At 63.0% G+C, this 23,093-nt stretch carries 23 protein-coding genes and 1 tRNA gene; 7 read left to right on the forward strand and 17 right to left on the reverse strand.

The window, feature by feature from the left end:
• Positions 1–100 precede the first annotated feature (100 nt).
• The 4 genes from ACFPWW_RS25570 to ACFPWW_RS25585 all read left to right on the forward strand — a co-directional run bounded on the left by ACFPWW_RS25570 (position 101) and on the right by ACFPWW_RS25585 (position 3,720).
• The gene (locus tag ACFPWW_RS25570; protein WP_377313779.1) at positions 101–1,321 is read left to right on the forward strand and encodes a phosphopentomutase; all 1,221 of its coding nucleotides are present in this window, start codon (positions 101–103) and stop codon (positions 1,319–1,321) included.
• Positions 1,318–2,286, forward strand: coding sequence for an adenosine deaminase (locus ACFPWW_RS25575; RefSeq protein WP_112565045.1), 969 nt, complete (start codon positions 1,318–1,320; stop codon positions 2,284–2,286). The genes ACFPWW_RS25570 and ACFPWW_RS25575 overlap by 4 nt, the downstream gene beginning before the upstream one ends.
• Positions 2,287–2,395: 109 nt before the next feature.
• Positions 2,396–3,025: a uracil phosphoribosyltransferase gene (upp, locus tag ACFPWW_RS25580; protein ID WP_112565653.1), complete on the forward strand. Its 630-nt coding sequence runs from the start codon at positions 2,396–2,398 to the stop codon at positions 3,023–3,025.
• 125 nt (positions 3,026–3,150) lie between these two features.
• Positions 3,151–3,720, forward strand: coding sequence for a TIGR02281 family clan AA aspartic protease (locus ACFPWW_RS25585; protein WP_377313781.1), 570 nt, complete (start codon positions 3,151–3,153; stop codon positions 3,718–3,720).
• Between the two features lie 5 nt (positions 3,721–3,725).
• Here ACFPWW_RS25585 and deoA read toward each other — a convergent pair whose 3' ends face one another.
• The 9 genes from deoA to ACFPWW_RS25630 all read right to left on the reverse strand — a co-directional run bounded on the left by deoA (position 3,726) and on the right by ACFPWW_RS25630 (position 12,319).
• Positions 3,726–5,033, reverse strand: coding sequence for a thymidine phosphorylase (gene deoA / locus ACFPWW_RS25590; protein WP_377313783.1), 1,308 nt, complete (start codon positions 5,031–5,033; stop codon positions 3,726–3,728).
• Position 5,034: 1 nt separating this feature from the next.
• Positions 5,035–5,811 (reverse strand): deoxyribose-phosphate aldolase, encoded by a 777-nt coding sequence (gene deoC, locus ACFPWW_RS25595; RefSeq protein WP_112754245.1) that lies wholly within the window; start codon positions 5,809–5,811, stop codon positions 5,035–5,037.
• Between the two features lie 21 nt (positions 5,812–5,832).
• Positions 5,833–6,627, reverse strand: a complete 795-nt coding sequence (locus ACFPWW_RS25600) for a purine-nucleoside phosphorylase (RefSeq protein ID WP_377313785.1) — start codon at positions 6,625–6,627, stop codon at positions 5,833–5,835.
• A complete protein-coding gene (locus tag ACFPWW_RS25605) occupies positions 6,624–7,013 on the reverse strand; it encodes a cytidine deaminase (RefSeq protein WP_112565037.1) in 390 nt (129 codons plus the stop codon). The genes ACFPWW_RS25600 and ACFPWW_RS25605 overlap by 4 nt, the downstream gene beginning before the upstream one ends.
• A 1-nt stretch (position 7,014) precedes the next feature.
• Positions 7,015–7,986 (reverse strand): ABC transporter permease, encoded by a 972-nt coding sequence (locus ACFPWW_RS25610; protein ID WP_112755142.1) that lies wholly within the window; start codon positions 7,984–7,986, stop codon positions 7,015–7,017.
• 10 nt (positions 7,987–7,996) lie between these two features.
• Positions 7,997–9,100 (reverse strand): ABC transporter permease, encoded by a 1,104-nt coding sequence (locus ACFPWW_RS25615; protein ID WP_377313787.1) that lies wholly within the window; start codon positions 9,098–9,100, stop codon positions 7,997–7,999.
• 7 nt (positions 9,101–9,107) lie between these two features.
• Positions 9,108–10,619 (reverse strand): ABC transporter ATP-binding protein, encoded by a 1,512-nt coding sequence (locus ACFPWW_RS25620; protein WP_112565645.1) that lies wholly within the window; start codon positions 10,617–10,619, stop codon positions 9,108–9,110.
• A 72-nt stretch (positions 10,620–10,691) separates the two neighbouring features.
• Positions 10,692–11,684, reverse strand: a complete 993-nt coding sequence (locus tag ACFPWW_RS25625) for a BMP family lipoprotein (protein ID WP_112565032.1) — start codon at positions 11,682–11,684, stop codon at positions 10,692–10,694.
• Between the two features lie 317 nt (positions 11,685–12,001).
• Complete coding sequence (locus ACFPWW_RS25630) at positions 12,002–12,319, reverse strand: hypothetical protein (RefSeq protein ID WP_112565029.1); 318 nt, start codon at positions 12,317–12,319, stop codon at positions 12,002–12,004.
• A gap of 224 nt (positions 12,320–12,543) precedes the next feature.
• Between ACFPWW_RS25630 and ACFPWW_RS25635 the strand changes: the two genes are divergently transcribed.
• A tRNA-Ser gene (locus ACFPWW_RS25635) sits at positions 12,544–12,633 on the forward strand.
• Between the two features lie 230 nt (positions 12,634–12,863).
• Positions 12,864–13,070: a hypothetical protein gene (locus ACFPWW_RS25640; protein ID WP_112565025.1), complete on the forward strand. Its 207-nt coding sequence runs from the start codon at positions 12,864–12,866 to the stop codon at positions 13,068–13,070.
• Positions 13,071–13,195: 125 nt separating this feature from the next.
• Here the strand turns inward: ACFPWW_RS25640 and pncB are convergent, their stop codons facing one another.
• Together pncB and ACFPWW_RS25650 are read right to left on the reverse strand one after the other, a co-directional pair.
• Positions 13,196–14,500, reverse strand: a complete 1,305-nt coding sequence (gene pncB, locus ACFPWW_RS25645) for a nicotinate phosphoribosyltransferase (protein WP_377313790.1) — start codon at positions 14,498–14,500, stop codon at positions 13,196–13,198.
• Positions 14,501–14,645: 145 nt separating this feature from the next.
• Entirely contained in the window at positions 14,646–14,891 is a 246-nt protein-coding gene (locus ACFPWW_RS25650; protein ID WP_377313792.1) for a hypothetical protein, read from the reverse strand.
• A 251-nt stretch (positions 14,892–15,142) separates the two neighbouring features.
• Here ACFPWW_RS25650 and ACFPWW_RS25655 point away from each other — a divergent pair, with 251 nt between their 5' ends.
• The gene (locus tag ACFPWW_RS25655) at positions 15,143–15,313 is read left to right on the forward strand and encodes a hypothetical protein (RefSeq protein WP_377313794.1); all 171 of its coding nucleotides are present in this window, start codon (positions 15,143–15,145) and stop codon (positions 15,311–15,313) included.
• A gap of 94 nt (positions 15,314–15,407) precedes the next feature.
• Here ACFPWW_RS25655 and ACFPWW_RS25660 read toward each other — a convergent pair whose 3' ends face one another.
• The 6 genes from ACFPWW_RS25660 to ACFPWW_RS25685 form a co-directional block, all read right to left on the reverse strand.
• The gene (locus ACFPWW_RS25660) at positions 15,408–16,367 is read right to left on the reverse strand and encodes a 2-hydroxyacid dehydrogenase (RefSeq protein ID WP_377313796.1); all 960 of its coding nucleotides are present in this window, start codon (positions 16,365–16,367) and stop codon (positions 15,408–15,410) included.
• Positions 16,368–16,375: 8 nt separating this feature from the next.
• Positions 16,376–18,004 carry an ABC transporter ATP-binding protein gene (locus tag ACFPWW_RS25665; RefSeq protein WP_377313798.1) on the reverse strand — a complete coding sequence of 543 codons (1,629 nt, stop codon included), beginning with the start codon at positions 18,002–18,004 and terminating at the stop codon, positions 16,376–16,378.
• Positions 18,001–19,149: an ABC transporter permease gene (locus ACFPWW_RS25670; protein WP_112565013.1), complete on the reverse strand. Its 1,149-nt coding sequence runs from the start codon at positions 19,147–19,149 to the stop codon at positions 18,001–18,003. Before ACFPWW_RS25670 ends, ACFPWW_RS25665 begins: the two co-directional genes overlap by 4 nt.
• Positions 19,149–20,234: a microcin C ABC transporter permease YejB gene (locus ACFPWW_RS25675; protein WP_112565011.1), complete on the reverse strand. Its 1,086-nt coding sequence runs from the start codon at positions 20,232–20,234 to the stop codon at positions 19,149–19,151. Before ACFPWW_RS25675 ends, ACFPWW_RS25670 begins: the two co-directional genes overlap by 1 nt.
• A gap of 242 nt (positions 20,235–20,476) precedes the next feature.
• On the reverse strand, positions 20,477–22,312 hold the full coding sequence (locus tag ACFPWW_RS25680; protein ID WP_377313800.1) for an extracellular solute-binding protein: 1,836 nt from the start codon (positions 22,310–22,312) through the stop codon (positions 20,477–20,479).
• A 120-nt stretch (positions 22,313–22,432) separates the two neighbouring features.
• Positions 22,433–23,062, reverse strand: coding sequence for a TetR/AcrR family transcriptional regulator (locus tag ACFPWW_RS25685; protein ID WP_112565007.1), 630 nt, complete (start codon positions 23,060–23,062; stop codon positions 22,433–22,435).
• Positions 23,063–23,093 lie beyond the last annotated feature (31 nt).

Below are 23,093 nucleotides of genomic sequence, written 5' to 3' on the forward strand. Positions count from 1 at the left end.
CTCACCTCAAATTTGCCAAGCAGTTCCCGTCATTATATGGCTGGGCGTCAGTCAGGTCGTTCGGCTGCAGGCCGGCGACAGCAGATATTGCGGGTGAAAAATGGCGCGTGCCTTTCTCTTCGTTCTGGATTCTTTCGGTGTCGGCGGCGCGCCGGATGCGGCAGCCTATGGCGACGAGGGCGCCGACACGCTCGGCCATATCGCCGAATTCTGCGCGGCGGGTGCGGCCGACCGGGCCGGCCTGCGGTCCGGCCCGCTGACGCTGCCGAACATGTCCGCACTCGGGCTCCTGCATATTGCGCGGGCGGCCTCCGGCCAATTTCCCGCCGGCATGCCGCTGCCGGACAAGATCTACGGCCTCTACGGCGCCGCCAACGAAACCTCGCGCGGCAAGGACACGCCTTCGGGCCATTGGGAAATCGCCGGAACGCCCGTCACCTTCGACTGGGGCTATTTTCCGAGCGAGGGCGACGCTTTTGCGCCCGAGCTGATCGAGGCGCTGTGCAAGGCGGCTGGCGTGCCCGGCATTCTCGGCAACTGCCATGCCTCGGGAACCGAGATCATCGCCCGTTACGGCGAAGAGCATATGCGCACCGGCAAGCCGATCTGCTACACCTCCTCCGATTCCGTGTTCCAGGTGGCGGCCCACGAAGTCTATTTCGGCCTCGACCGGCTGCTCAATTTCTGCCAGATCGCCCGCAGCCTGCTCGATCCCTACAATATCGGCCGCGTCATCGCCCGCCCCTTCATCGGCCAGAGCGTGGCAACCTTCCAGAGAACCGGCAACCGCCGCGATTTCTCGGTGCCGCCGCCGGAACCGACCCTGCTCGACCGGCTCGTCCAGCACGGGCGCAACGTGCACGCGGTCGGCAAGATCGGCGATATCTTCGCCCACCAGGGCGTCTCCAGGGTCATCAAGGCCAACGGCAACGACGCGCTGATGGATGCCTCGCTGGCGGCCATCGACGAGGCGGAGGACGGCGATCTCGTCTTCACCAATTTCATCGATTTCGACATGGTCTACGGCCACCGTCGCGACGTGGCCGGTTATGCGGCCGCCCTCGAAGCCTTCGACGCGCGCCTCACCGAAGTCCACCGCAAGCTGCAGCCCGGCGACCTCGTGGTGCTGACCGCCGATCACGGCTGCGACCCGACCTGGCGCGGCACCGACCATACGCGCGAGCGCGTGCCGATCATCGCCTACGGTCCCGGTATCCGCTCGCGCTCGGTCGGCGTGCGCCGGACCTATGCCGATATCGGCGAGAGCATCGCGCGGCATCTCGGCATTCCGTCCGGCCCGCATGGAAGGAGTTTTCTGTGACATCGCATCTGAAGAAGGTCGAGCTGCATTGCCATCTGGAGGGCGCGGCCCCGCCCGGCCTGACCGCAGCCCAGGCGCGCAAATACGGCATCGACATCAGCGCGTACCTGCAGGACGGCGCCTATGTCTGGCACGATTTCGCAAGCTTCCTCGAATGCTACGACAAGGTTTCGGAGGTCTACAAGACCGAGGAAGACTATGCGCTCCTGACCGAAACCTATCTGGAAGAGCTTGCCGGCATCGGCACGATCTACAGCGAGCTGATCGTTTCGCCCGACCACGGCAAGCGCATCGGCCTTGGCGCGGACGCCTATATCGAAGGGGTCTGCGAAGGCATGCGCCGGGCAAAGGCAAAGAGCGGCATCGAGGCGCGGCTGATCGTGACCGGGGAACGGCATTTCGGCCCGGAAAGCGTGATCGGCGCCGCGGAATATGCCGCCAAGGCCGATAATCCGCTGATAACAGGTTTCAATCTTGCCGGCGAGGAGCGCATGGGCCGCGTTGCCGATTACGCCCGCGCCTTCGACATTGCCCGCGACGCGGGGCTCGGCCTCACCATCCATGCCGGCGAAGTCTGCGGCGCCTTTTCCGTTTCGGATGCGCTCGACGACGTCAGGCCCGCGCGCATCGGCCATGGCGTGCGGGCGATCGAGGATAGCGAGCTCGTCAGGCGGCTTGCCGATCTCGGCACGGTGCTGGAGGTCTGCCCCGGCTCGAACATCGCGCTGAAAGTGTTTCCGGATTTCGCCGCGCATCCGCTGCGCAGGCTGCGGGATGCGGGCGTGAAGGTGACGATCAGCTCCGACGACCCGCCCTTCTTTCACACGTCGCTCAAGCGCGAATACGAGCTCGCTTCGGAAGCCTTCGGCTTCAGCGACGCCGAGATCGATGCGATGACGCGCACGGGGATCGAAGCGGCCTTCGTCGACGAGGAGACCCGCAAGGCCCTGTTTGCCCGCCTTTGAGGGGCGCGAGATTGTTAATGCTCGAGGCAAATACGCCTCCGCTCTTGAAGTGGAGGCGGTTTCCGTGAAAGAAACAGCCGATAAGAACAAAGAATTGGAAGGTTTCCCCATGGACGGCGTCACAGTCATCGATCATCCGCTCGTGCAGCACAAACTCACCATCATGCGGCGCAAGGAAACCTCGACCGGCAGCTTCCGCCGGCTGCTGCGCGAAATCTCGACCCTGCTCTGCTACGAGGTGACGCGCGATCTGGAGCTGACGATCGAGACGATCGAAACGCCGATCCAGCAGATGGAAGCGCCGATCCTGGAAGGCAAGAAGCTGGTCTTCGCCTCCATCCTGCGCGCCGGCAACGGTCTCCTGGAGGGAATGCTCGACCTCGTGCCTTCCGCCCGCGTTTCGCATATCGGCGTCTACCGCGACCACGAGACGCTGCAGCCGGTCGAATATTACTTCAAGGCACCCGAGGATGTGGCCGAGCGCCTGATCATCGTCGTCGATCCGATGCTGGCGACCGGCAATTCCTCGATTGCCGCGATCGACAAGCTGAAGGAACGCGGCGCCCACAATATCCGCTTCCTCTGCCTGCTGGCGGCGCCCGAAGGTATCAGGAACTTCCGCGCCGCCCACCCCGACGTGCCGGTCTTCACGGCGGCGATCGACAGCCATCTGAACGAGAAGGGCTATATCGTGCCCGGTCTCGGCGATGCCGGCGACCGCATGTACGGCACCAAATAATTACGGTTCTCTTTACCAGTTCGAAAGACTCGACAGGCCCGGTGCTTCGTTCCGGGCCTTTTTCATGCCGCCGTTAGCAACTTTTCAGCACTTATGGCTTAGCTGCGTGAAGCATGAGGCCTCGCATGAAGCGGGGTTTATACAGGAAGGATTTCTGTTTCATGCTCATGCGCACCGTCATATTTGCCAGCATCGCGGCTGCGCTGGCGACCCAAGTGCCTTCCCTGCTCACCCGCACGACGCAGCAGCCCGACAATGCGATCTCGGCCAATTTCGTTTCGGCCGAAGACAGCGCGCCCGACACGTCCGGGGCGATTTCCAGCGGCGGCACGATGCGGCTGCAGGCCGACGCGCAGGGCCACTATACCGGCAGTTTCAAAATCAACGGCAAGCCGGTGCAGGGGCTGATCGATACCGGCGCGACCTATGTGGCGCTCAACGAAAGCCTTGCCCGCAGGCTCGGTTTTTCCGGCAACCAGCTCGATTTCCGCTATGCGGTCAATACGGCGAACGGACAGACCAAGGCGGCGCATGTGACGCTCGACCGCGTGGAAATCGGCGGCATTCGCGTGCGCAGCGTCGAAGCCTTCGTGCTGAAGGACGAGGCGCTGAGCGGCACGCTGGTCGGCATGAGCTTCCTGCAGAAGCTCGCCTCCTATTCCGTCGCCGACGGCGCGCTCAGCCTGAAACAGTAATTCCGTCAGATCCGGCCGGCGATAACGGGGGGAAGCGCCGGCTTCTCGTCGGCAATGCGATAGTTTGCGGCAAGGGCCGCGACAGCCCTTTCGGCCGAAGCCTCGTCGGCAGCGTGAACGAGCGCGACCGGATCGCCCGCATTCACCCGCGTTCCGAGCGGCAGCAGACCGGTGAAACCGACGCTGTGGTCGATCCTGTCGGCCGGATGGCGCCGCCCGCCGCCAAGGTCGATCACGCTGACGCCGACATCGCGGGCGTCGCAGGCCGCGAGCCAGCCACCGCGCGAGGCCGGAACCGCCCGCTCGACCGGCGCCCTGCGCAGATAGGCATCGGGCCGCTCCAGAAGATCGGCCGGGCCGCCGAGCATATGCACCATGCGGGCGAAGACGTCCGCGGCGCGGCCGGAAGACAGCGCGGCCTGCGCCCTGCCTTCGGCCTCGATCAGCGAAGCGGCAAGGCCCGACCGTACCAGCATTTCGGCGGCAAAGGCCAGGACTACGGTTTCAAGGCGGGTGCCGCTCTTTCGGCCGGCGAGAAAATCGAGGCAGTTGCGCACCTCCACCGCATTACCGGCGCTGTCGGCCAGCGGCTGGTTCATGTCGGTGATCAGCGCCGATGTCTTCACGCCCGCGCCGTTTGCGACCTCCACCAGCGAATGCGCCAGCACGATTGCCTGCTCAGGATCGGCCATGAAGGCGCCGTTGCCGGTCTTGACGTCGAGCACCAGCGTCTCAAGGCCGGCGGCAAGCTTCTTCGACAGGATCGAGGCCGTAATCAGCGGGATGGAATCGACGGTCGCCGTCACGTCGCGCACGGCATAGAGCCTGCCATCGGCTGGCGCCAATGCGCCGGTCGGGCCGATGATGGCGCAGCCGGCCTCCTTCACCACCTTGCGGAAGAGGGCGGCATCCGGATTGATCGTATAGCCCGGAATGGATTCGAGCTTGTCCAGCGTGCCGCCGGTATGGCCGAGGCCCCGGCCGGAGATCATCGGCACGGCCAGGCCGCAGGCGGCGGCGATCGGGGCAAGCATCAGCGACACGTTGTCGCCCACGCCGCCGGTGGAGTGCTTGTCGGCGACCGGGCGGTCGATGCCCTGCCAGGAGAGCATGTCGCCGGAGCGCGCCATGGCGAGCGTCAGCGCCACCGTTTCGGTGCGCGACATGCCCTTGAACCAGACGGCCATGGCGAAGGCGCCGATCTGGCCTTCCGACAGGTTGCCGGCAGCCAGCGCCGCGACGAAGGCATCGACATCGCCTGACGGCAGTTCGGCGCCGTTGCGTTTCTGGCGGATGATCTCCTGCGGGATCATCTCAATAGCTCGAAACCGCTGCCGGCTTCGGCTCCGTGCCGGAAAGCACGGCCAGGATATTGTCGAGCAGGCCGGAGGCGCCGAAACGGAAGGTGGAGGGCATGGCCCAGTCGGGCGCCATGATGGTTTCGGCGAGGCTGAGATAGAGAGCAGCATCCGCGACCGTCGAGATACCGCCGGCGGGCTTGAAACCCACCTTGCGGCCGCTCTCCCTGATGGCGCGGATCATGATGTCGGCCGCTTCCAGCGTGGCGTTGACGGCGACCTTGCCGGTGGAGGTCTTGATGAAATCGGCGCCGGCCTCGATCGCCAGTTCCGAGGCGCGGCGGATGAGGGCCGCGTCCTTCAACTCGCCGGTCTCGATGATGACCTTCAGGAGAACGGGCGCCACGCATTCGGCGCGCACGGCCGCGACCATGTCGGTGACGGCCTTCTCGTTGCCGGCCATCAGCTTGCGGTAGGGTATGACGAGATCGATCTCGTCGGCGCCGTCGGCAATCGCCTCGCGCGTTTCGGCAGCGACATCGGCGATTTCCATGTCGCCGGAGGGGAAATTGACGACGGTTGCGATGCGGACCGGATGGCCCTTGCCGAGCACCGTGCGGGCATGGGCGACGAAACGCGGCCAGATGCAGATTGCAGCACTGTTGCCATAGGGCGTCTGGGCGCGGGCGCAGAGCGTATCGATCTGCTCCTTGGTGCAATCGTCCTTCAGGTTGGTCAGGTCGAGAAGGGAAAGGGCGACGGCGGCCGTTTCCCGGCTGGAATGGCTGTTCATGTTCGCGTCCTCCGCCGGCAATCAGTTTCCGGCAATCATTTCCTTGAGTATGGCGGCCAGACGGGCGCCACCGACGGGCGCCATGTCCTTGGTTTCCTCATGGCTGAGCTCGTTTCCGGTCATGCCGGCCCCATAGTTGGTGATTACGGAGGCCGCCGCAACCCTCAGCCCCAGCATTCTTGCAATGATGACTTCCGGCACGGTCGACATGCCGACGGCATCGGCGCCGAGAATGCGGGCCATGCGGATTTCGGCCGGCGTCTCGAAGCTCGGGCCGGAGAACCACATGTAGACGCCGCTCGCAAGCGGGATATCAAGCGTCTTGGCGGCATTGCGCATCGCCGCCGAAAGCTCGGCGTCATAGGCATTGGTCATGCCGACGAAACGGTTGTCGCTCTCGTGTCCGATCAGCGGGTTCATGCCGGAATAGTTGATATGATCGGTAATCTGCATGACCGAGCCAGGCGCCATCTCCTCCTTCAGCGATCCTGCCGAATTGGTGAGGATCAGGGCCTCGACGCCGAGGGCCTGCAGAACCTCGATCGGCACGCGCATGGCGTTGGCGTCGCCCTTTTCGTAATAGTGGACGCGGCCCGAGAGCATGATGACCGGCACCGAACCGAGATGGCCGGCGACGACGTTTCCGGCATGACCGGAGACGGCGCTGACCGGAAAGCCCGGCAGGTCCTTGTAGGGGATGCAGACCGCATCCGTGACCTGATCGACCAGTGAGCCGAGACCCGAGCCGAGCACGATGCCGTAGCGGGGCTTCAGCCCGCCGAGCAAGGCAGCCAGCAGATCGACGGTCGCGTTCATCCGAGTTCGGTCTCAAACGAGAAGGGCAAAAGCTCTTCCATGGTCATGGTCTTCTTCACGCCGGCCTCGTCGCAGAGATAGATCTTCGTGTCCCTGGAGGCGAATTCCGAGATCTTCTGCCGGCAGCCGCCGCAGGGCGGGCAGAGCGGCAGTTTTTCGGCAATGACGGCCATTTCGACGATCTTCCTGGCACCGCCCATGATCATCGCGCTGATCGCCGTCGGCTCGGCGCACCAGCCCTGCGGGAAGGAGAGGTTTTCGATATTGGCGCCGGTATAGACCTTGCCGTCCTCGGCGCGGATGGCAGCCCCCACCGGAAACTTCGAATAGGGCGCGTGCGCGAAGGCCATGGCGCCGCGGGCGGCTTCGAACAGGTCGTGAGACATATCAACGCTCCTTCGTATAGGGCACGCCGCCGGCCTTCGGCGGGATCGCGACGCCGATGAAGCCGGCGAGCAGCACGCAGGTGAGAATATAGGGCAGCGCCTGGAAAACCTGAACCGGCACCTCGCCGATCAGCGGCACCTGTTTGCCCTGCATGAAATTCGCCAGCGCATCGAGGAAGCCGAAGAGCAGGCAGGCAAACATGACCGGCACCGGCTTCCACTTGGCGAAGACGAGGGCGGCGAGCGCGATATAGCCCTTGCCGGCCGACATGTCCTTGATGAAGGCGGCCGACTGGGCGATCGCCAGATAGGTGCCGGAGAAGCCGCAGAGGATGCCGGCGCACATGACGGCGCGGTAGCGCAGCCAGGAGACCGAAATGCCGGCCGTATCCACCGCACCCGGATTTTCGCCGACGGCGCGAAGGCGCAGGCCGAAGCGCGTGCGGTAGAGCACCCACCAAGAGAAGGGCACGGCGAGGAAGGCGAGATAAGTCAGGATATTGTTGCCGGAGATCACGCCCGCATAGAGCGGGCCGATAACAGGCACCTCGCGCATGGCATCGGCACCCGGCAGCGTGATCGGCTGGAAACGCGCCTCCGGCAGCAGCTGCGGCGTGCGCCCGCCTTGCCCGAACCAGGCCTGGCCGAGCACGATGGTGATACCGGCGATGAAGAAGTTGATGGCGACGCCCGAGACGATCTGGTTGCCGCGATTGGTGATCGAAGCAAAACCATGCACGAGGCTGAGCGCCACCGAGCAGACCACGCCGGCACCGAGGCCGGCCCAGGCCGAGCCGGTGAGATAGGCGATACAGGCGGCGGCGAAGGCCGAGCCCAGCATCTTGCCCTCAAGGCCGATGTCGAAGACGCCGGCGCGTTCGGAAAACAGGCCGGCAAGGGCGGTAAAGATCAGCGGGATCGAGAGCCGGATGGTGGAGCTCAGAACGCTGATGAAGATTTCATAATAATCCATCGTCCGTCCCTCAGGCTCGCTTGAACTGCTGGTAGATAAGCACCATTGCCGGGCGGAACATATATTCGAGCGCACCGGCAAACAGGATGACCAGACCCTGGATGACGAGGATCATCTCGCGGGTGATGTTGGGCATTTCGAAGGAGATCCAGTCGCCGCCCTGATAGAGCACGCCGAAGAGGATCGCGGCGAAGATGATGCCGAGCGGATGGTTTCTGCCCATCAGCGAGACGGCGATGCCGACGAAGCCGGCGCCGCCGACGAATTCCACCTGCAGGCGCGCCGACGAGCCCATGACCGGGTTCAGCGCCATCATGCCGGCGAGCGCGCCCGACAGCAGCATGGCGATGATGACGATGCGTGCATAGGGAATGCCGGCATAGGCGGCGGCCGTCGGGCTGACGCCCAGCGTGCGCATTTCGAAGCCGAGCTTGGTGCGCCAGACCAGCAGCCAGACGAACCAGGCGGCGACAAGGGCGATGATGAAGGAGACGTTAAAGGGGGCCGCACCGAGCTTGGCGCCGAACATGCTCATGATCCAGCCGAGCTTCGGAAGCTGCCCGCCTTCGAGGAAGGTGCGGGTTTCCGGCGCCATCTTGCCGGGCACGATCAGCACATGCACAAGCAAGTACACCATGAGGGCGGCGGCGATATAGTTGAACATGATCGTCGTGATGACGATATGGCTGCCGCGCTTGGCCTGCAGGAAGGCGGGGATGAAGGCCCAGGCGGCGCCGAAGAGGCCGGCGCCGATCACGGCGACCGGCATGGTCACGTACCAGGGCACGTAATTGTCGAGCGCCAGCGCCACCAGCGCGCAGCCGAGGCCGCCGAGATAGGCCTGCCCTTCCGAGCCAATGTTGAACAGGCCGGCATGGATGGCGACGGCGACCGAAAGGCCGGTGAAGATGAAGCTCGTCGCATAATAGAGCGTGAAGCCGATGCCCTCGCCGCTGCCGAAGGCGCCTTCGATGAGCAGCGAAAGTGCTGCCAGCGGGCTTTCGCCGATCAGCCAGACGACGAAGCCGGAGATCAGGAAGGCGACGATCAGGTTCAGAAGCGGGACCAGACCGTAATTGATCCATCGCGGTAATGTTACGGAAGCAGTGCTCATCGAGGCCTCACGCGGCAATGCCGGCCATCATCAGGCCGAGGGTCTGTTCACCGGCATCGGGCGTCTTCTCGCCGACGACATGGCCGGCGAACATGACAAGGATACGGTCTGACAGGGCGCGGATTTCGTCGAGTTCGACGGAGACGAGCAGGATGGCCTTGCCCGCATCGCGCATCTCGATGATCCGGCGATGGATGAATTCGATGGCGCCGATATCGACGCCGCGGGTCGGCTGGCCGATGATCAGCATTTTCGGATCACGCTCGATCTCGCGGGCGACGACGATCTTCTGCTGGTTGCCGCCGGAAAAATTCGCCGTTTTCAGGCGCGGGTTCGGCGGGCGGATATCGTATTTCTCGATCTTCTCCATCGCATCCTTGCGGATGGCGTCGAGATCAAGCAGCGGGCCGCGGCTGTAATCCGGCCGACGGTGATAGCCGAGCACGGCATTTTCATATTCCTCGAATTTCAGGACGAGGCCCATGTGATGGCGGTCCTCGGGAATATGGGCAAGGCCGAGTTCGCGCAGGCGGGCCGGATCGGCCTTGTCGATCGGCTGGCCGTCGAGCAGGATTTCGCCCGAGGCCGGCTTGCGGATGCCGGCGATCGCCTCCAGCAGCTCCGACTGGCCGTTGCCGGCAACCCCGGCAATGCCGACGATCTCGCCGGCGCGCACGTCGAAGGAGACGTTGTCGACCATCGTGACGCCGCGGTTGTCCTTGACCGTCAGGTTGCGGACGGAGAGCACGACATCGGCGGGCTTGGCCTCGCCCTTCTGGACGCGCAAAAGCACGCGGCGGCCGACCATGAGCTCGGCAAGCTCCTCCACCGTCGTTTCGGCCGTCTTGCGGGTGGCGACCATTTCGCCGCGGCGCATGACGGAGACCGTATCGGTGATCGCCATGATTTCGCGCAGCTTGTGGGTGATGAGGACGACGGTCTTGCCCTCGTCGCGCAGCACGCCGAGGATACGGAACAGGTGATCGGCCTCGGCCGGCGTCAGTACGCCCGTCGGCTCGTCGAGGATCAGGATCTCGGCGCCGCGATACATGGCCTTGAGGATTTCCACGCGCTGCTGCAGGCCGACCGGAAGCTCTTCGATCAGCGCGTCCGGGTTGACCTCCAGGCCGTATTCGGTCTCCAGCCGCTTGAGTTCGGCGCGGGCCGAGGCCACGCCCCTGGCGAGCAGCGCGCCGCCTTCGGCGCCGAGCATGACGTTCTCAAGCACGGTGAAATTGTCGACCAGCATGAAATGCTGGTGCACCATGCCGATGCCGGCTGCGATGGCCGCCTGGCTGTCCCGGATGGTGATGGGCTGGCCGTTGACGCGGATCTCGCCGCTGTCGGCCTGATAGAAACCGTAGATGATGGACATCAGGGTCGATTTGCCGGCACCGTTTTCCCCGATAATGCCGTGGATCGAGCCCTTGGCGACGGTGAGGTTGATGTCCTTGTTGGCGTGGACGGCGCCGAATTTCTTGTCGATGCCGACAAGTTCGATAGCGGGCTGATCTGTCACAGCAGGCTCCAGATAAGAAAAGGGCGTATGGCGAAAACCCTTGTCCGCCATACGCCCGTTCTCAGTTTCGACTCACTTCGGGCAGGCGTTGTCCGTGGTGTAATCGTGAACCTTGACGGTGCCGGCAATGATGTCGGCCTTGGCCTTGTCGACGGCGGCCTGCATTTCCGGCGTGATCAGCGACTTGTTGTTCTCGTCCATGGCGGCGGCAACGCCGTCTTCCTTGATGCCGAGCGCCTGGACGCCAGCCGTGAACTTGTCGTTCTTGGTGTCGTTATAGGCGTTGTAGACGGCGAGATCGACGCGCTTGACCATCGAGGTCAGGACGGAGCCCGGATGCAGGTGGTTCTGGTTGGAATCGACGCCGATCGACAGTTTCTTGTTGTCGGCCGCCGTCTGCAGGACGCCGAGACCGGTGGCGCCGGCGGCCGCGTAAACGACGTCGGCACCCTGGTCGATCTGGTTCTTCGTCAGTTCGCCACCGCGAACCGGGTCGTTCCAGGCCGCACCCGTCGTGCCGGTCATGTTCTGGAAGACTTCGATATCAGACTTTACGGAACGCGCGCCCTGCTCGTAGCCGCATTCGAACTTGCGGATCAGCGGAATGTCCATGCCGCCGACGAAACCGACCTTGCCGGTCTTGGACGCCATGCCGGCAAGAACGCCGACGAGATAGGAGCCTTCCTCTTCCTTGTAGAGGACGGAGCGGACGTTCGGCTTGTCGACGACGGCGTCGACGATGATGAACTTGGTGTCGGGGAATTCGGCTGCCACCTTCTCGACGGCCGAGGTCCAGGCGAAGGACACGGCAACGACCGGGTTGAAGCCGCGGCTTGCGAAGTTGCGGATCGCCTGCTCGCCCTGGGTGTCGCCGGTCGGCTCGAAGTCGCGGTAGGCGATGCCGGTTTCGGCCTTGAACTTTTCAGCGCCGTTATAGGCGGCTTCGTTGAAGGACTTATCGAACTTCCCGCCGGTGCCGTAAACGAGAGCCGGCTTGATGTCGGCGGCCAGCGCCGTCGTCGACATCGCTGCCACGGCCAAGAGGGTAAGAAGGGATTTTTTCATGAGTTTGCAGCCCTGTTGTTGCTATTTGTTTGGGGTCCTCCCGCAAGCCTTTTAAAGGCATGTCTGCGGAACCACCGACCTCCCCCCGGAGGCCTGGCTGCGTGCATCCTTGCATGGCTCAACGAAAAATTCACGAGAAATTTTTCGGTTGGTAAAGATTTGCCATCATTGCCGAATTTCGGTCCTTGAGTACCGATTTCCAGGCAAACTACCTTCTAAAATGCGAATTTTCTAAGCAATGGCGCAAATGCGGCGGCACAATCGCCCCGTTCTTTCCGTAACCGCCCGTTGCAGCCATGCCCGTGCCGCACGGGTTGTCAGGCGGTGAACCGGCCGGCCACCGGCGGCTTCCTGTAGCCGATCATCCATAGGATGAGCGACAGGACCAGAAGCACGGCAAAGGCCGGCTGCAGCATCAGCCACTGGAAGACGAAAGCGTAAAACCGCGGATGGACATAATAGGAAACGGACGATTGCAGGGCCGTCAGCGTGGAGGGGCTGACTTCCTCCCACGCATCGAACATCGGGGTCATGATGACCTGCGAGGATGCGACGGACTGGATCGAATCGATGGTCCCGGCAATGACCGCAACTGCCAGCGCAAACAGGCTGGCAAGACGCAACAAGAAACGCATCAAATCCTCCGACGACGGGTGTGCCCTGATTGTCCGGCGAGCCGCGCCATTTCCGCACGAACCCAGAGATAGGTTGGCAGCAGAGACGGCGCAATGGACGGCATAGGCGCAGTTTTATCGGAAGAAGTCAAAAAACTGTTAGATTTGGGTTGATCGGCAAAAATTCATCGGTATATATCGCGCCGTTCCGACGATTTGCTCCTCTCCGGGTGCGAAACGCAGATGGACAGGTGGCCGAGTGGTTGAAGGCGCACGCCTGGAACGCGTGTGTACGTGAAAGCGTACCGAGGGTTCGAATCCCTCTCTGTCCGCCATTTTCTGCTCCATAACTAGTTGGAGCGCTTCATTGTTTGCGAGGCGTTGGCTCGCAATACAAATTCGACTCACAATTTCGGTTCTGACCGGCAGTCGCCGACGAGTTATCTGGAATTTCGCGCTCTGTTCCGCCTGACGAAATCCGTGCCTTCTCCACAATACGATAGCCTGGCCCAGATTTTCAGCGCGTAGCCACTTCATTGCCAACAACGCAAACGGGAGACCAGCGATGGCGATTTTCAAGGCAGAGGACGAAGCGATCGGGACAATCATCCTGGTGGAGGAACTGTTTCAAAGCTTGGTCAAATCCGGCGTCGTGCCCGCATCCGTTATGGCGGATGTGGTGCGCGGCGCGGTTGCGAGGCTCGATACGACCGATCATTTCGGCGCGGGGGCGGCTGTGCGGCACTATTTCGAAAGCTGGCTTTCGAAATAGATAGTCTTTCTGGCCGCACAGGGTGCAGGGTGCGCCGAAAAACGGGCGCGGAGTTTTATGGCCGGCAGGCGGGACGAGACGCCATCGCCAGGGCAGCGCCTTTTTCATCTGCCCGGAGCAGCACCTCAGACCAGCACGGCCTGATCCGTCCGGTCTTCGGCGCCGAAGAATTTCAGGTAGCGCTCGACCTCGGCCGGCTCGCCGGTCGCCTTCTGCGGATTGTCGGAGAGCTTGACGGCGGGGCGGCCGTTGGCGTCGCTGACCTTGCAGACGATGGAGATCGGCAGGAAATCGGACGTGTCGGTCGGCGCGCAATCGGCAAAATCGTTGGTCAGGTTGGTGCCCCAGCCGAAGCTCATGCGCACGCGGCCTTCGAAATGCCTGTAGGTATCGATGATCGCATCGACATCAAGGCCGTCGGAAAAGATCAAAAGCTTCTGTCGCGGGTCGCGGCCCATCTTCTTCCACCAGTCGATGATCTTTTCGCCGCCTTCGATCGGCGGGGCGCTGTCCGGGCGGAAGCCGGTCCAGTCGGCCACCCATTCCGGCGCGTCGCGCAGGAAGGCGGCCGTGCCGAAAGCGTCCGGCAGCACGATGAGCAGGTTGCCGCCGTAAAGCTTGTTCCAGTCGCGCAGCACCCTGTAGGGCGCGTTCCGCAGCTGCTCGTCCGTTTCGGCAAGGGCGGCCGCCACCATCGGCAGCTCATGCGCATTGGTGCCGACGGCTTCGAGATCGGAATCCATAGCCAGCAATACATTGCTGGTGCCGGTGAAGGCCGGGCCGATGCCTTCCTTCAGCGCTTCCACGCACCAGCGCTGCCAGAGGAACGAGTGGCGGCGGCGGGTGCCGAAATCGGAAATGCGCAGGCCCGGCAGCTGGCGCAGCTTTTCCACCTTGGCCCACATCTTGGCCTTGGCGCGGGCATAGAGCACGTCCAGCGTGAAAGGCCCCATCGCCTTCATCGCCGCGCGCGAGCGCAGCTCGTTGATGATGGCGAGCGCGGGGATTTCCCACATGGTCGTTTCCTTCCACGCGCCGTGGAAATCCAGCACATATTGCCCGTCCTTCTTCGACAGCTCGTATTCCGGCAGCTGGAAATTGGAGAGCCAGGCGAGGAATTCCGGCTCGAAGATCTGGGCGCGGCCATAAAAGCTGTTACCGGCGAGCCAGATCATTTCCTTCTTGGCGAGCCTCAGCGTGCGGGCGTGGTCCAGCTGTTCGCGCAGCTCGCCCTCGTCGATCTCTTCGGCGAGGCGCACGCGCCTGGTGCGGTTGATGAGCGTGAAGGAGGCGTTCACATCCGGATAGAGCTTCCAGATCATCTGCAGCATCAGGAGCTTGTAGAAATCCGTATCGATCAGGCTGCGGATGATCGGGTCGAGTTTCCAGGTGTGATTGTAGACGCGCCTTGCGATATCGGTCCTGGCCATGAAGCTCCTGCCTGTCCGTCAATCCGGTCAGGTGCGGCCCTCTGACGGCCAGCGCACGAAACCGGCTCGTGCGCTTTCTTATCGAAAAATCGATCGGCAAAGTCCAGAAAAAACAACAGGCAACGTGGCGCTGCCAGCAAGCCCGCTACCGCGCGGGCGGGGCGGACTCAACCGGAGCCGGGCCATTGTTCTGCGGGGCGATGTCATCGGCCTGCTTCTCGCCCCAGATCGCGACGGGTATCCAGACGAGGAAAGCCAGCACCAGCGCGGCAACCAGCACGGTGAGGATACGATAGCCGGCGCGGCCCTGCCTTGCCCTGACCGGCGCAATGCGCTGTTCGGCGTGAAATTTGCGACCGGACCTTTCCCACCGCATTCCCGTATGAGCCATGGTCGTCTCCTTGCGGTAATCCGCGGGGCAAGGCCTGCGGAGCTTGTGCGGGAAACGAGGAGCGGCGCTGATGGTTCCGAAGGGAGGTTCTTTCGCATCTGCGTCAACATGGCCGGTGTTGTCCGCGGCAGTTTCGCGGTAGTGCTCGCTCCTGATCGATAGCGTCAAGTCATAGCCTGGAAATATCCGAAATGTGGGATTGGGTCCCTGTAGTCTTCGTTACGTTCAAGGTCTTCGCCTTGGGAACGGCCATGTTCTTCGCCATCAAGTGGCATTTCGATCGAGCAGAGGTGGGGGATAGGCGAGCGGTCCTGCGCATGGGCGGCACGATGGCCGCAGTCTTCACCCTGGCGCTCGTCGGCGTGGGGCTCGTCGCCTTCGTCCTCAGCAGCAAGCTCGGTTTGGACTTGCGCCTCCCGTGATCCCGGTCAATCGTTGCAGCTGTTCGTCCGCCTGGGGCCGGAAACCGCCATTGGCGGCGCCTGCCGCATAGTTTCCCATTTTGCGCGACGCGCTTTAATAGCCCGCCTTGCGATCGACGACGAATTGCAGCGGCTCGCCGCGTTCGAAACGGGCGATCTGGGTTTCGACATGGCGGAAGAGCGCGTTTTCCTCCGATATCGCCGCGTCATGCGGGGTGATGAAGACGTTTTCCAGATGCCAGAGCGGGCTGTCGGGCGGCAGCGGTTCGACCTCGAAGACATCGAGCGAGGCGCCGCCGAGCACGCCGGTTTCGATGGCAGCGGCGATATCGGCCTCGACCTGGCTCCTGCCGCGGCCGGCATTGACGAAAACCGGCCTGCCAAGCGCGCCGCCCTGGCGCAGCCTGGCGAAGAAGGCCTTGTTGTAGAGGCCTGATGTTTCCGGCGTCAGCGGCAGCAGGCCGACGACGATATCGGTCTTCGACAGGAAGGCGTCGAGCTCTCGGCCGTCGAAGGTTTCGATGCCTTCGACATGTTTCTTCGAGCGCGACCAGCCGATGACGTTGAAGCCCATGACCCTGAGCTTGGCGACGGCATCCTGGCCGAGAATGCCGAGGCCCATGACGCCGACGGTGATCTCGGCCGCTTCCGGCGGCACGAGCTTGCCCCAGGCGCGGTCGCGCTGGTGGCGGTCGTGGGCGCGCTGCAGGCGCAGGTGCATCAGGCACTGCAGGACCACCCATTCGCTCATGCGCGTCGTCAGGCTGCGATCGACGAAACGCACGATCGGCAGATCGGGCAGGTCGGGAATGGAGAGGATGCTATCGACCCCGGCGCCGCCGGAAAAGAGCACCTTCAGGTTCGGCGCGCGCCTGAAAATATCGGCATCCGGTTTCCAGAGCAGGGCGTAGTCCACGCCGGTCAGGTCGAGTGCCTTGCTTTCGGGATCGGCGGCATTGATGCTGCCGCGATCGGCAAAGGCGGTCTTGAGGATACGGGCGACGGTTTCGGGGTCGAACTTGAGATCGACGAGGATGGGCGGTCTTGCTGACATGGTCTTCTTTACTGCTGAACTGCTGGCGTCGGCACAGCCTCGATATTGAAGGCGGCGGCCATCAGCGCCCTTGTGTAATCGTCCTTCGGGGCGCGGAAGATTTCCGCCGACGGCCCCTGCTCCACCACCTTGCCGAAGCGCATGACGATGACATCGTTGGCGAGCGCTTTCACCACCTTCAGGTCGTGGCTGATGAAGAGATAGGCGAGATCGTGCTTCTTCTGCAGGTCGCGCAGGAGATCGACCACCTGCGCCTGCACGCTCATGTCGAGCGCGGAGGTCGGCTCGTCGAGCATGACGAAACGCGGCTTCAGGACCATGGCGCGGGCAATGGCGATGCGCTGGCGCTGGCCGCCGGAAAATTCATGCGGGAAGCGCCAGCGGGTGAGCGGATCGAGGCCCACTTCCTCCAGCGCCCAGCAGACGCGCTGGTCGCGCTCTTCGGCCGAGAGCGAACGTTCATGCACCTTCAGCCCCTCGGCGACGATATCGCCGACCGACATGCGGGGGCTGAGCGAGCCATAGGGGTCCTGGAAGACGACCTGCAGCTCACTGCGCAGCGGCCGCATATCGGTGAACGAATAGCTGGCTATATCTTTCCCGACGAAGGAGATGCGGCCCTGCGAGGAGATGAGGCGGGTCAGCGCCAGGCCGAGCGTCGTCTTGCCGGAACCGGATTCACCGACGACGCCGAGCGTCTGGCCGGCGCGCAGCGTCAGGTCGATGCCGTCGACGGCCTTGACGTGATCGACGACCTTGCGCATGAGGCCGGCCTTGATCGGGAACCAGACCTTGATGTCGCTGCCTTCCATGACGACGGGCTTGGACGGATCGGTCAGCGGCGGTTCGCCGCGCGGCTCGGAGGCGAGCAGGTGGCGGGTATAATCGTGCTGCGGATCGGTGAAGACCTGTTCCACCGGCCCGGTCTCGACGATCCTGCCCTTGGTCATGACGCAGACGCGGTCGGCGAATTTGCGCACGATGCCGAGATCGTGGGTGATGAAGAGCATGGACATGCCGTGCTCGCCCTTCAGCCTGCGCAGGAGTTCGAGGATCTGCGCCTGCACGGTGACGTCGAGTGCTGTGGTCGGCTCGTCGGCGATCAGGAGTTCCGGGCGGTTGGCGAGCGCCATGGCAATCATCACACGCTGGCGCTGGCCGCCGGAAAGCTCGTGCGGATAGGCTTTCAGGCGCTTTTCCGGCTCGCGGATGCCGACCTGGTTCAGGAGTTCCAGCACACGGGTGCGCGCGGCCTGGCCGGTGACGCCCTGATGCAGCGCCAGGATTTCGGCAATCTGCCCCTCGATCGTGTGGAGCGGATTGAGCGAAGTCATCGGCTCCTGGAAGATCATGGTGATGTCGTTGCCGCGCACGGCGCGCATTTCACGGTCGGAGGCCTTCAGCAGATCCTTGCCCTTGAAGAGGATTTCGCCGGTGGGGTGGCTGGCTGCGGGATAGGGCAGAAGCCGCAGGATGGAGTTTGCCGAGACCGACTTGCCGGACCCGGATTCGCCGACCAGCGCGACAACCTCGCCCCTGGCGATACCGAAGGAGATGCGATCGACGGCAAGCGCGGTTTCGCCGCCCTGATGGAAGGCGACCGAGAGATCGCGGACGGAGAGCAGAGTTTCACTCATTGGAACGTCTTTCTCGGATCGAAGGCGTCGCGCACCGCCTCGCCGATGAAGATCAGCAGGGAGAGCATGATCGACATGGTGAAGAAAGCGGTCAGCCCCAGCCACGGCGCCTGCAGGTTGGCCTTGCCCTGGGCGATCAGTTCGCCGAGCGAGGGGGAACCCGGCGGCATGCCGAAGCCCAGGAAATCGAGCGAGGTCAGCGTGGTGATGGAGCCGGAGAGGATGAAGGGCAGGAAGGTCAGGGTCGCCACCATCGCGTTCGGCAGCATGTGCCGCCACATGATGGTGCGGTTGTTGACGCCGAGCGCGCGGGCGGCCCGCACATATTCAAAATTGCGGGCGCGCAGGAATTCGGCGCGCACGACGCCGACGAAGCCCACCCAGGAGAAGAGCAGCATGATGCCAAGCAGCACGAAGAAGCCGGGCGGCAGGATGGCGGCGATGATGAGCAGGATGTAGAGCACCGGCATCGACGACCAGATCTCGATGAAGCGCTGGAAGAGCAGGTCCGTCCAGCCGCCGAAATAACCCTGGATGGCGCCGGCCGTCACACCGATGAGCGCCGAGCAGATGGTGAGCGCCAGGCCGAAGAGCACGGAGATACGGAAACCGTAGATGACGCGGGCGAGAACGTCGCGCGCCTGATCGTCGGTGCCGAGCCAGTTGAGATTGCCGAGCCGGCAGCCGGGATCGTTGACCCCTTGCGGATAGGCCGAGCAGCGCTCCTCCTTCGACATCAGCCAGAAGGGCGCGGTCGGGGCCGAATGCGGAATGTCGGAATTGACCGACCGGTAGGAATAGCGGATCGGCGGCCAGATCATCCAGCCGTTGGCATCGATCTCATCGGCAATGACGGAGGAGCGGTAGTCCGTCTCGGCCAGGAACCCGCCGAATTTCTCTTCGGGATAGTCGATGATGACGGGGAAGAGGATCTCGCCCTTGTAGGAGGCGACGATCGGCCTGTCATTGGCGATGAATTCGGCAAAGAGGCTGAGCACGAAGAGGATCATGAACAGCCAGAGCGACCAGTAACCGCGCCTGTTGGCCCTGAAATTGTTCCAGCGGCGGACATTGGTCGGCGACAGCAGGCCCTTGCGGGGCGGGCGCAGCGGCGTTGCGGTCGCCGGGTTTGCGGGAGCATCCATCAGACGTCCCTCCGCTCGAAATCGATGCGCGGGTCGATCCAGGTGTAGATCAGGTCGGAAATCAGGCCGACGAAGAGGCCGAGCAGCGAGAAGATATAGAGTGTGGCAAAGACGATCGGATAGTCGCGGTTGACGACCGAGAGGTAGCCGAGGCGGCCGAGGCCATCGAGCGAGAAGATGTTTTCGATGAGCAGCGAGCCGGTGAAAAAGGCGGAAATGAAGGCGGCGGGGAAGCTTGCGATGACGATCAGCATGGCATTGCGGAAAACGTGGCCGTAGAGCACCTGCCGTTCGTTGAGCCCCTTGGCGCGCGCGGTGATGACATATTGTTTCTTGATCTCGTCGATGAAGGAATTCTTGGTCAGCAGCGTCGTCGTGGCGAAGGAGGCGAGCGACAGCGAGATCAGCGGCAGGGTCAGGTGCCAGAAATAGTCGAGCGGCTTCTGCCACCAGGAAAGCTGGTCGAAATTATCGGAAACCAGGCCGCGCAGCGGAAACCAGTCGTAGAAGGAACCGCCGGCGAAGAGCACGATCAGCAGGATGCCGAACAGGAAGCTCGGCACGGCGTAACCGACGATGATGACGCCGGAGGTCCAGACATCGAAGGAGGAGCCGTCTTTCACCGCCTTGCGGATGCCGAGCGGAATGGAGATGGCGTAGGAGAAGATCAGGATCCAGATGCCGAGCGAGATCGAAACCGGCAGCTTCTCGGCGATCAGGTCGAGCACGGTCGTATTGCGGAAGAAGCTTTCGCCGAAATCGAAGCGGATATAGTTCCACATCATTTCGAGGAAGCGGGTGAGCGGCGGCTTGTCGAAGCCGAACTGCTTTTCCAGCTTGGCGATCAGTTCCGGATCGAGGCCCTGGGCACCGCGATATTTCGCGCCGGCGTCGTCGAACTGCTGGCCGGCATCGCCGCCGCCGGAGAGACGCTGGTCGGTGCTGTCTGCCTGCCCGGTCAGCTGGGCGATGACCTGTTCCACCGGCCCGCCGGGCGCGAACTGCACGACGATGAAGGAGATTGCCATGATGCCGACGATCGTCGGGATCATCAGAAGCAGGCGGCGAAGGATATAGCCCCCCATCAGTACATGCCGATCCGGTGGACAGCCGCCATGCTGCGACGTTCAGATTTCGCCAATTCCCAACTTTCCTTTTGTTCGCCCTTGCAGAGCATTTCCGTTTTTCCTCGAATCGCGGAAATGCTCCATCTCCTTGTTTTCATGCAATTGCGGGCGCAAACCGCTTCACGCTCCTGCCGGAATCGCTTTACCGTCCGATTCGCGCTTAATTTGGACGCCCTCGGCCCGCGATGGCAAGGATTTCCTTATTTGCCTGCATTGGTGGACCACCAGACACCCGGCATGCCGAGCCCGTATTCAGGCAGTTCGGGCGGATGGGCGATGCTGTTCCAGTAGGCGAGGCGCGAGGTGCGCGAAGTATAGCTCGGCACGACGATGTGCTTGGCAAGCAGGACGCGGTCGAGCGCCTTCGTCGCCGCCACCAGCTCGTCGCGGTCCTTGGCGAAGATCACCTTCTTGATGAGCGCGTCGATGCCGGGATCGCTGATGCCGCTGTAATTCTGCGAGCCTTCGCGCCTGGCGGCGTCCGAGCCCCAATATTCCGCCTGCTCGTTGCCGGGATTGATGGATTCGCCCCAGCCATTGTAGATGACGTCGAAATCGCGCGAGCGCCAGCGGTTGGTAAATTGCGAGGGCTCGATGCTGCGCACCGCGGCTTCGATGCCGATCTTTCGCAGGTTCTGCGAGAAGGCAAGCGCGACGGGCTCGATCGTCGGCCCGTTGAGCAGGATTTCGAAGGAGAGCGGCTGGCCGGTCTTCACATTGACCATGCGGTTGCCCTTCAGCTCGTAACCTGCTTCCTTCAGCATGCCGATTGCGGTGCGAAGATTGTCGCGCAGCTTGGCCGGATCGCCGCCGACGGGGTTGGCATAGGGTTTGGTGAAAACTTCCGGCGGCACCAGATCCTTGACTTCGTTCAGGATTTCGAGTTCCCGGCCCTGAGGCAGGCCGGAGGAGGCAAGCTCGGTGCGGAAGAAGAAACTGTCGATGCGCTCGTAGGAGCCGTAGAAGATGGTGCGGCGCAGCTCCTCGAAATCGAAGGCGTAGTTCAGCGCCTCGCGCAGCTTCTCGTCGGCGAACTTGTCGCGGCGCAGGTTGAAGATGAAGCCGACCATGACGCCGACCTTGCGCATTTCGCTTTCGGTCTCCTCGCGCTTGACGCGCCCGTCCTTGACGGCGGGGAAATCATAGGCCGTCGCCCAGCGCTTGGCGGCATTTTCCCACCAGTAATCGGTATTGTTGGAGCGGAAGGCCTCGAACATCACGTCGCGGTCGGCATAATAGGTATATTCGATCGCGCCGAAATTGTTCTGGCCGACATTAACGTTGAGATCCTTGCCCCAATAGTCATCGCGCAGCTCGTAGCGGATCTTCGCGCCCGGCGTCACCGACACCATCCTGTAGGGACCGGAGCCCATGGGGATTTCGAGCGAGGTGCGGGAAATGTCGCGCGGCTTGCCGTCTGCACCGTTCGCCTGCCACCAGTGCTTGGGCACGATCACCAACTGGCCGACGATCTGCGGCAGCTCGCGGTTGTTGGGCTCGTCGAAGGTGAAGGTGACGTCGCGATCGCCCGATTTTTCGACCGATTTGACGTGGCGATAGTAGAATTCCATCTGCGGATCGTTCTTCTTGGCCTGCTCGAAGCTGAAGACCACATCATCGGGCGTCACCGGCTGGCCGTCGGCCCATCTGGCTTCCGCCCGCAGTCGGAAGGTCGCCGAGGTAAAGTCGTCGGGATATTTCACGCCCTCGGCCAGGAGGCCGTAGGAGGAGGACAGCTCATCGAGCGCCGGCGTCAGCAGCGTATCGAAGACGAGGCCGAGGCCGGCGCCGGCCTCGCCGCGGGCGAGCAGCGGGTTCAGCGTATCGAAACTGCCTTCGTCGGACAGGCGCAGGGTGCCGCCCTTGGGCGCCTGCGGGTTGACATAGCCGAAATGGTCGAAGCCCGTGGGGTGCTTGAGTTCGCCGACCGTCGAAATTCCGACGCGCCATCCGTCTGCGTCCTGCGCGAAGGCCCCGAAGGCGAGAAACAGGGACGTTGCCGCAGGCAGAAGAAATTTCGGCGCCCAGAATGCCATTCACCAAACCCCTTATTGTTCGTTTTTTGCGCTTATGGAGAATACGGGAAATACCGGCAAAAAACAGGAAAGAGTTCCCGTTTCATGCCGCTCGCGAAATTTTGACCTTGCCGGCTTCAGTCAGGGCATCACTTCCTCGAGGCGCTTGCGCAGCATGCGGCGCAATTCTCCGACGAGGCGCGGATCGCCCGAACCGTCGGGGTCGGAGGCGGCGGCGACGACGATGCGCAGCAATTCCAGGACGAGCGCGGCCAGAAGATCGACATCGCGTTCCACCGACGGTTCGGCGTTCCGCAACAGCGCGGTGATGCTGGCGCGAAGCTCCGCCCGCGATTTCGCCTTGCGCTCCTTGGGCACGTCGCGGCGGGCGGCAAGGACGGGAAATTCCGGGTGATCCTCGATGAAACGGCCGAGCCGGGTGAAGATCGCGTCGCCGATCTCGGCGGCACTCCTGCCTCTCGTCTTTTCCGCAAGCTCGGCAAGCCCGCGGTTCAGATGCTGCAGGCGGTCGACATGCAGCGCCTCGGCCAGAAGCGGCTTGGTCGGGAAGAACTGGTAGAGGGAGCCGATCGAGGAATTCGCGGCCGCGGCAATCTCCGTCATGGTGGCGGCATCATAGCCTTTTTCGAGAAAGACCCTGGCTGCGGCATCGATGAGAACGGCGACGCGCTCATGGCCGCGCTGGCGTTTCGGCACGCGGGTCTGCGGCTCGGGACTTGATTTTTGTGAGGCCGTCCTCGTATTTGTCATTGTGAGGATGCCCTCATGATTTCCTTCCCCC

This window comes from Rhizobium sp. GCM10022189, from assembly GCF_042656325.1.
GTDB lineage: Bacteria > Pseudomonadota > Alphaproteobacteria > Rhizobiales > Rhizobiaceae > Rhizobium.

Coding starts and splice junctions, on each gene's coding strand:
- ACFPWW_RS25610 (WP_112755142.1), bottom strand. CDS start 7,986: ATGGATTATTATGAAATCTTCATCAGCGTTCTGAGCTCCACCATCCGG.
- ACFPWW_RS25605 (WP_112565037.1), bottom strand. CDS start 7,013: ATGTCTCACGACCTGTTCGAAGCCGCCCGCGGCGCCATGGCCTTCGCG.
- ACFPWW_RS25625 (WP_112565032.1), bottom strand. CDS start 11,684: ATGAAAAAATCCCTTCTTACCCTCTTGGCCGTGGCAGCGATGTCGACG.
- ACFPWW_RS25585 (WP_377313781.1), top strand. CDS start 3,151: ATGAAGCGGGGTTTATACAGGAAGGATTTCTGTTTCATGCTCATGCGC.
- ACFPWW_RS25570 (WP_377313779.1), top strand. CDS start 101: ATGGCGCGTGCCTTTCTCTTCGTTCTGGATTCTTTCGGTGTCGGCGGC.
- ACFPWW_RS25615 (WP_377313787.1), bottom strand. CDS start 9,100: ATGAGCACTGCTTCCGTAACATTACCGCGATGGATCAATTACGGTCTG.
- deoA (WP_377313783.1), bottom strand. CDS start 5,033: ATGATCCCGCAGGAGATCATCCGCCAGAAACGCAACGGCGCCGAACTG.
- ACFPWW_RS25640 (WP_112565025.1), top strand. CDS start 12,864: ATGGCGATTTTCAAGGCAGAGGACGAAGCGATCGGGACAATCATCCTG.
- ACFPWW_RS25680 (WP_377313800.1), bottom strand. CDS start 22,312: ATGGCATTCTGGGCGCCGAAATTTCTTCTGCCTGCGGCAACGTCCCTG.
- pncB (WP_377313790.1), bottom strand. CDS start 14,500: ATGGCCAGGACCGATATCGCAAGGCGCGTCTACAATCACACCTGGAAA.
- ACFPWW_RS25630 (WP_112565029.1), bottom strand. CDS start 12,319: ATGCGTTTCTTGTTGCGTCTTGCCAGCCTGTTTGCGCTGGCAGTTGCG.
- ACFPWW_RS25665 (WP_377313798.1), bottom strand. CDS start 18,004: ATGAGTGAAACTCTGCTCTCCGTCCGCGATCTCTCGGTCGCCTTCCAT.
- ACFPWW_RS25685 (WP_112565007.1), bottom strand. CDS start 23,062: ATGACAAATACGAGGACGGCCTCACAAAAATCAAGTCCCGAGCCGCAG.
- deoC (WP_112754245.1), bottom strand. CDS start 5,811: ATGAACAGCCATTCCAGCCGGGAAACGGCCGCCGTCGCCCTTTCCCTT.
- ACFPWW_RS25660 (WP_377313796.1), bottom strand. CDS start 16,367: ATGTCAGCAAGACCGCCCATCCTCGTCGATCTCAAGTTCGACCCCGAA.
- ACFPWW_RS25600 (WP_377313785.1), bottom strand. CDS start 6,627: ATGAACGCGACCGTCGATCTGCTGGCTGCCTTGCTCGGCGGGCTGAAG.
- ACFPWW_RS25655 (WP_377313794.1), top strand. CDS start 15,143: ATGTTCTTCGCCATCAAGTGGCATTTCGATCGAGCAGAGGTGGGGGAT.
- ACFPWW_RS25675 (WP_112565011.1), bottom strand. CDS start 20,234: ATGGGGGGCTATATCCTTCGCCGCCTGCTTCTGATGATCCCGACGATC.
- ACFPWW_RS25650 (WP_377313792.1), bottom strand. CDS start 14,891: ATGGCTCATACGGGAATGCGGTGGGAAAGGTCCGGTCGCAAATTTCAC.
- ACFPWW_RS25670 (WP_112565013.1), bottom strand. CDS start 19,149: ATGGATGCTCCCGCAAACCCGGCGACCGCAACGCCGCTGCGCCCGCCC.
- upp (WP_112565653.1), top strand. CDS start 2,396: ATGGACGGCGTCACAGTCATCGATCATCCGCTCGTGCAGCACAAACTC.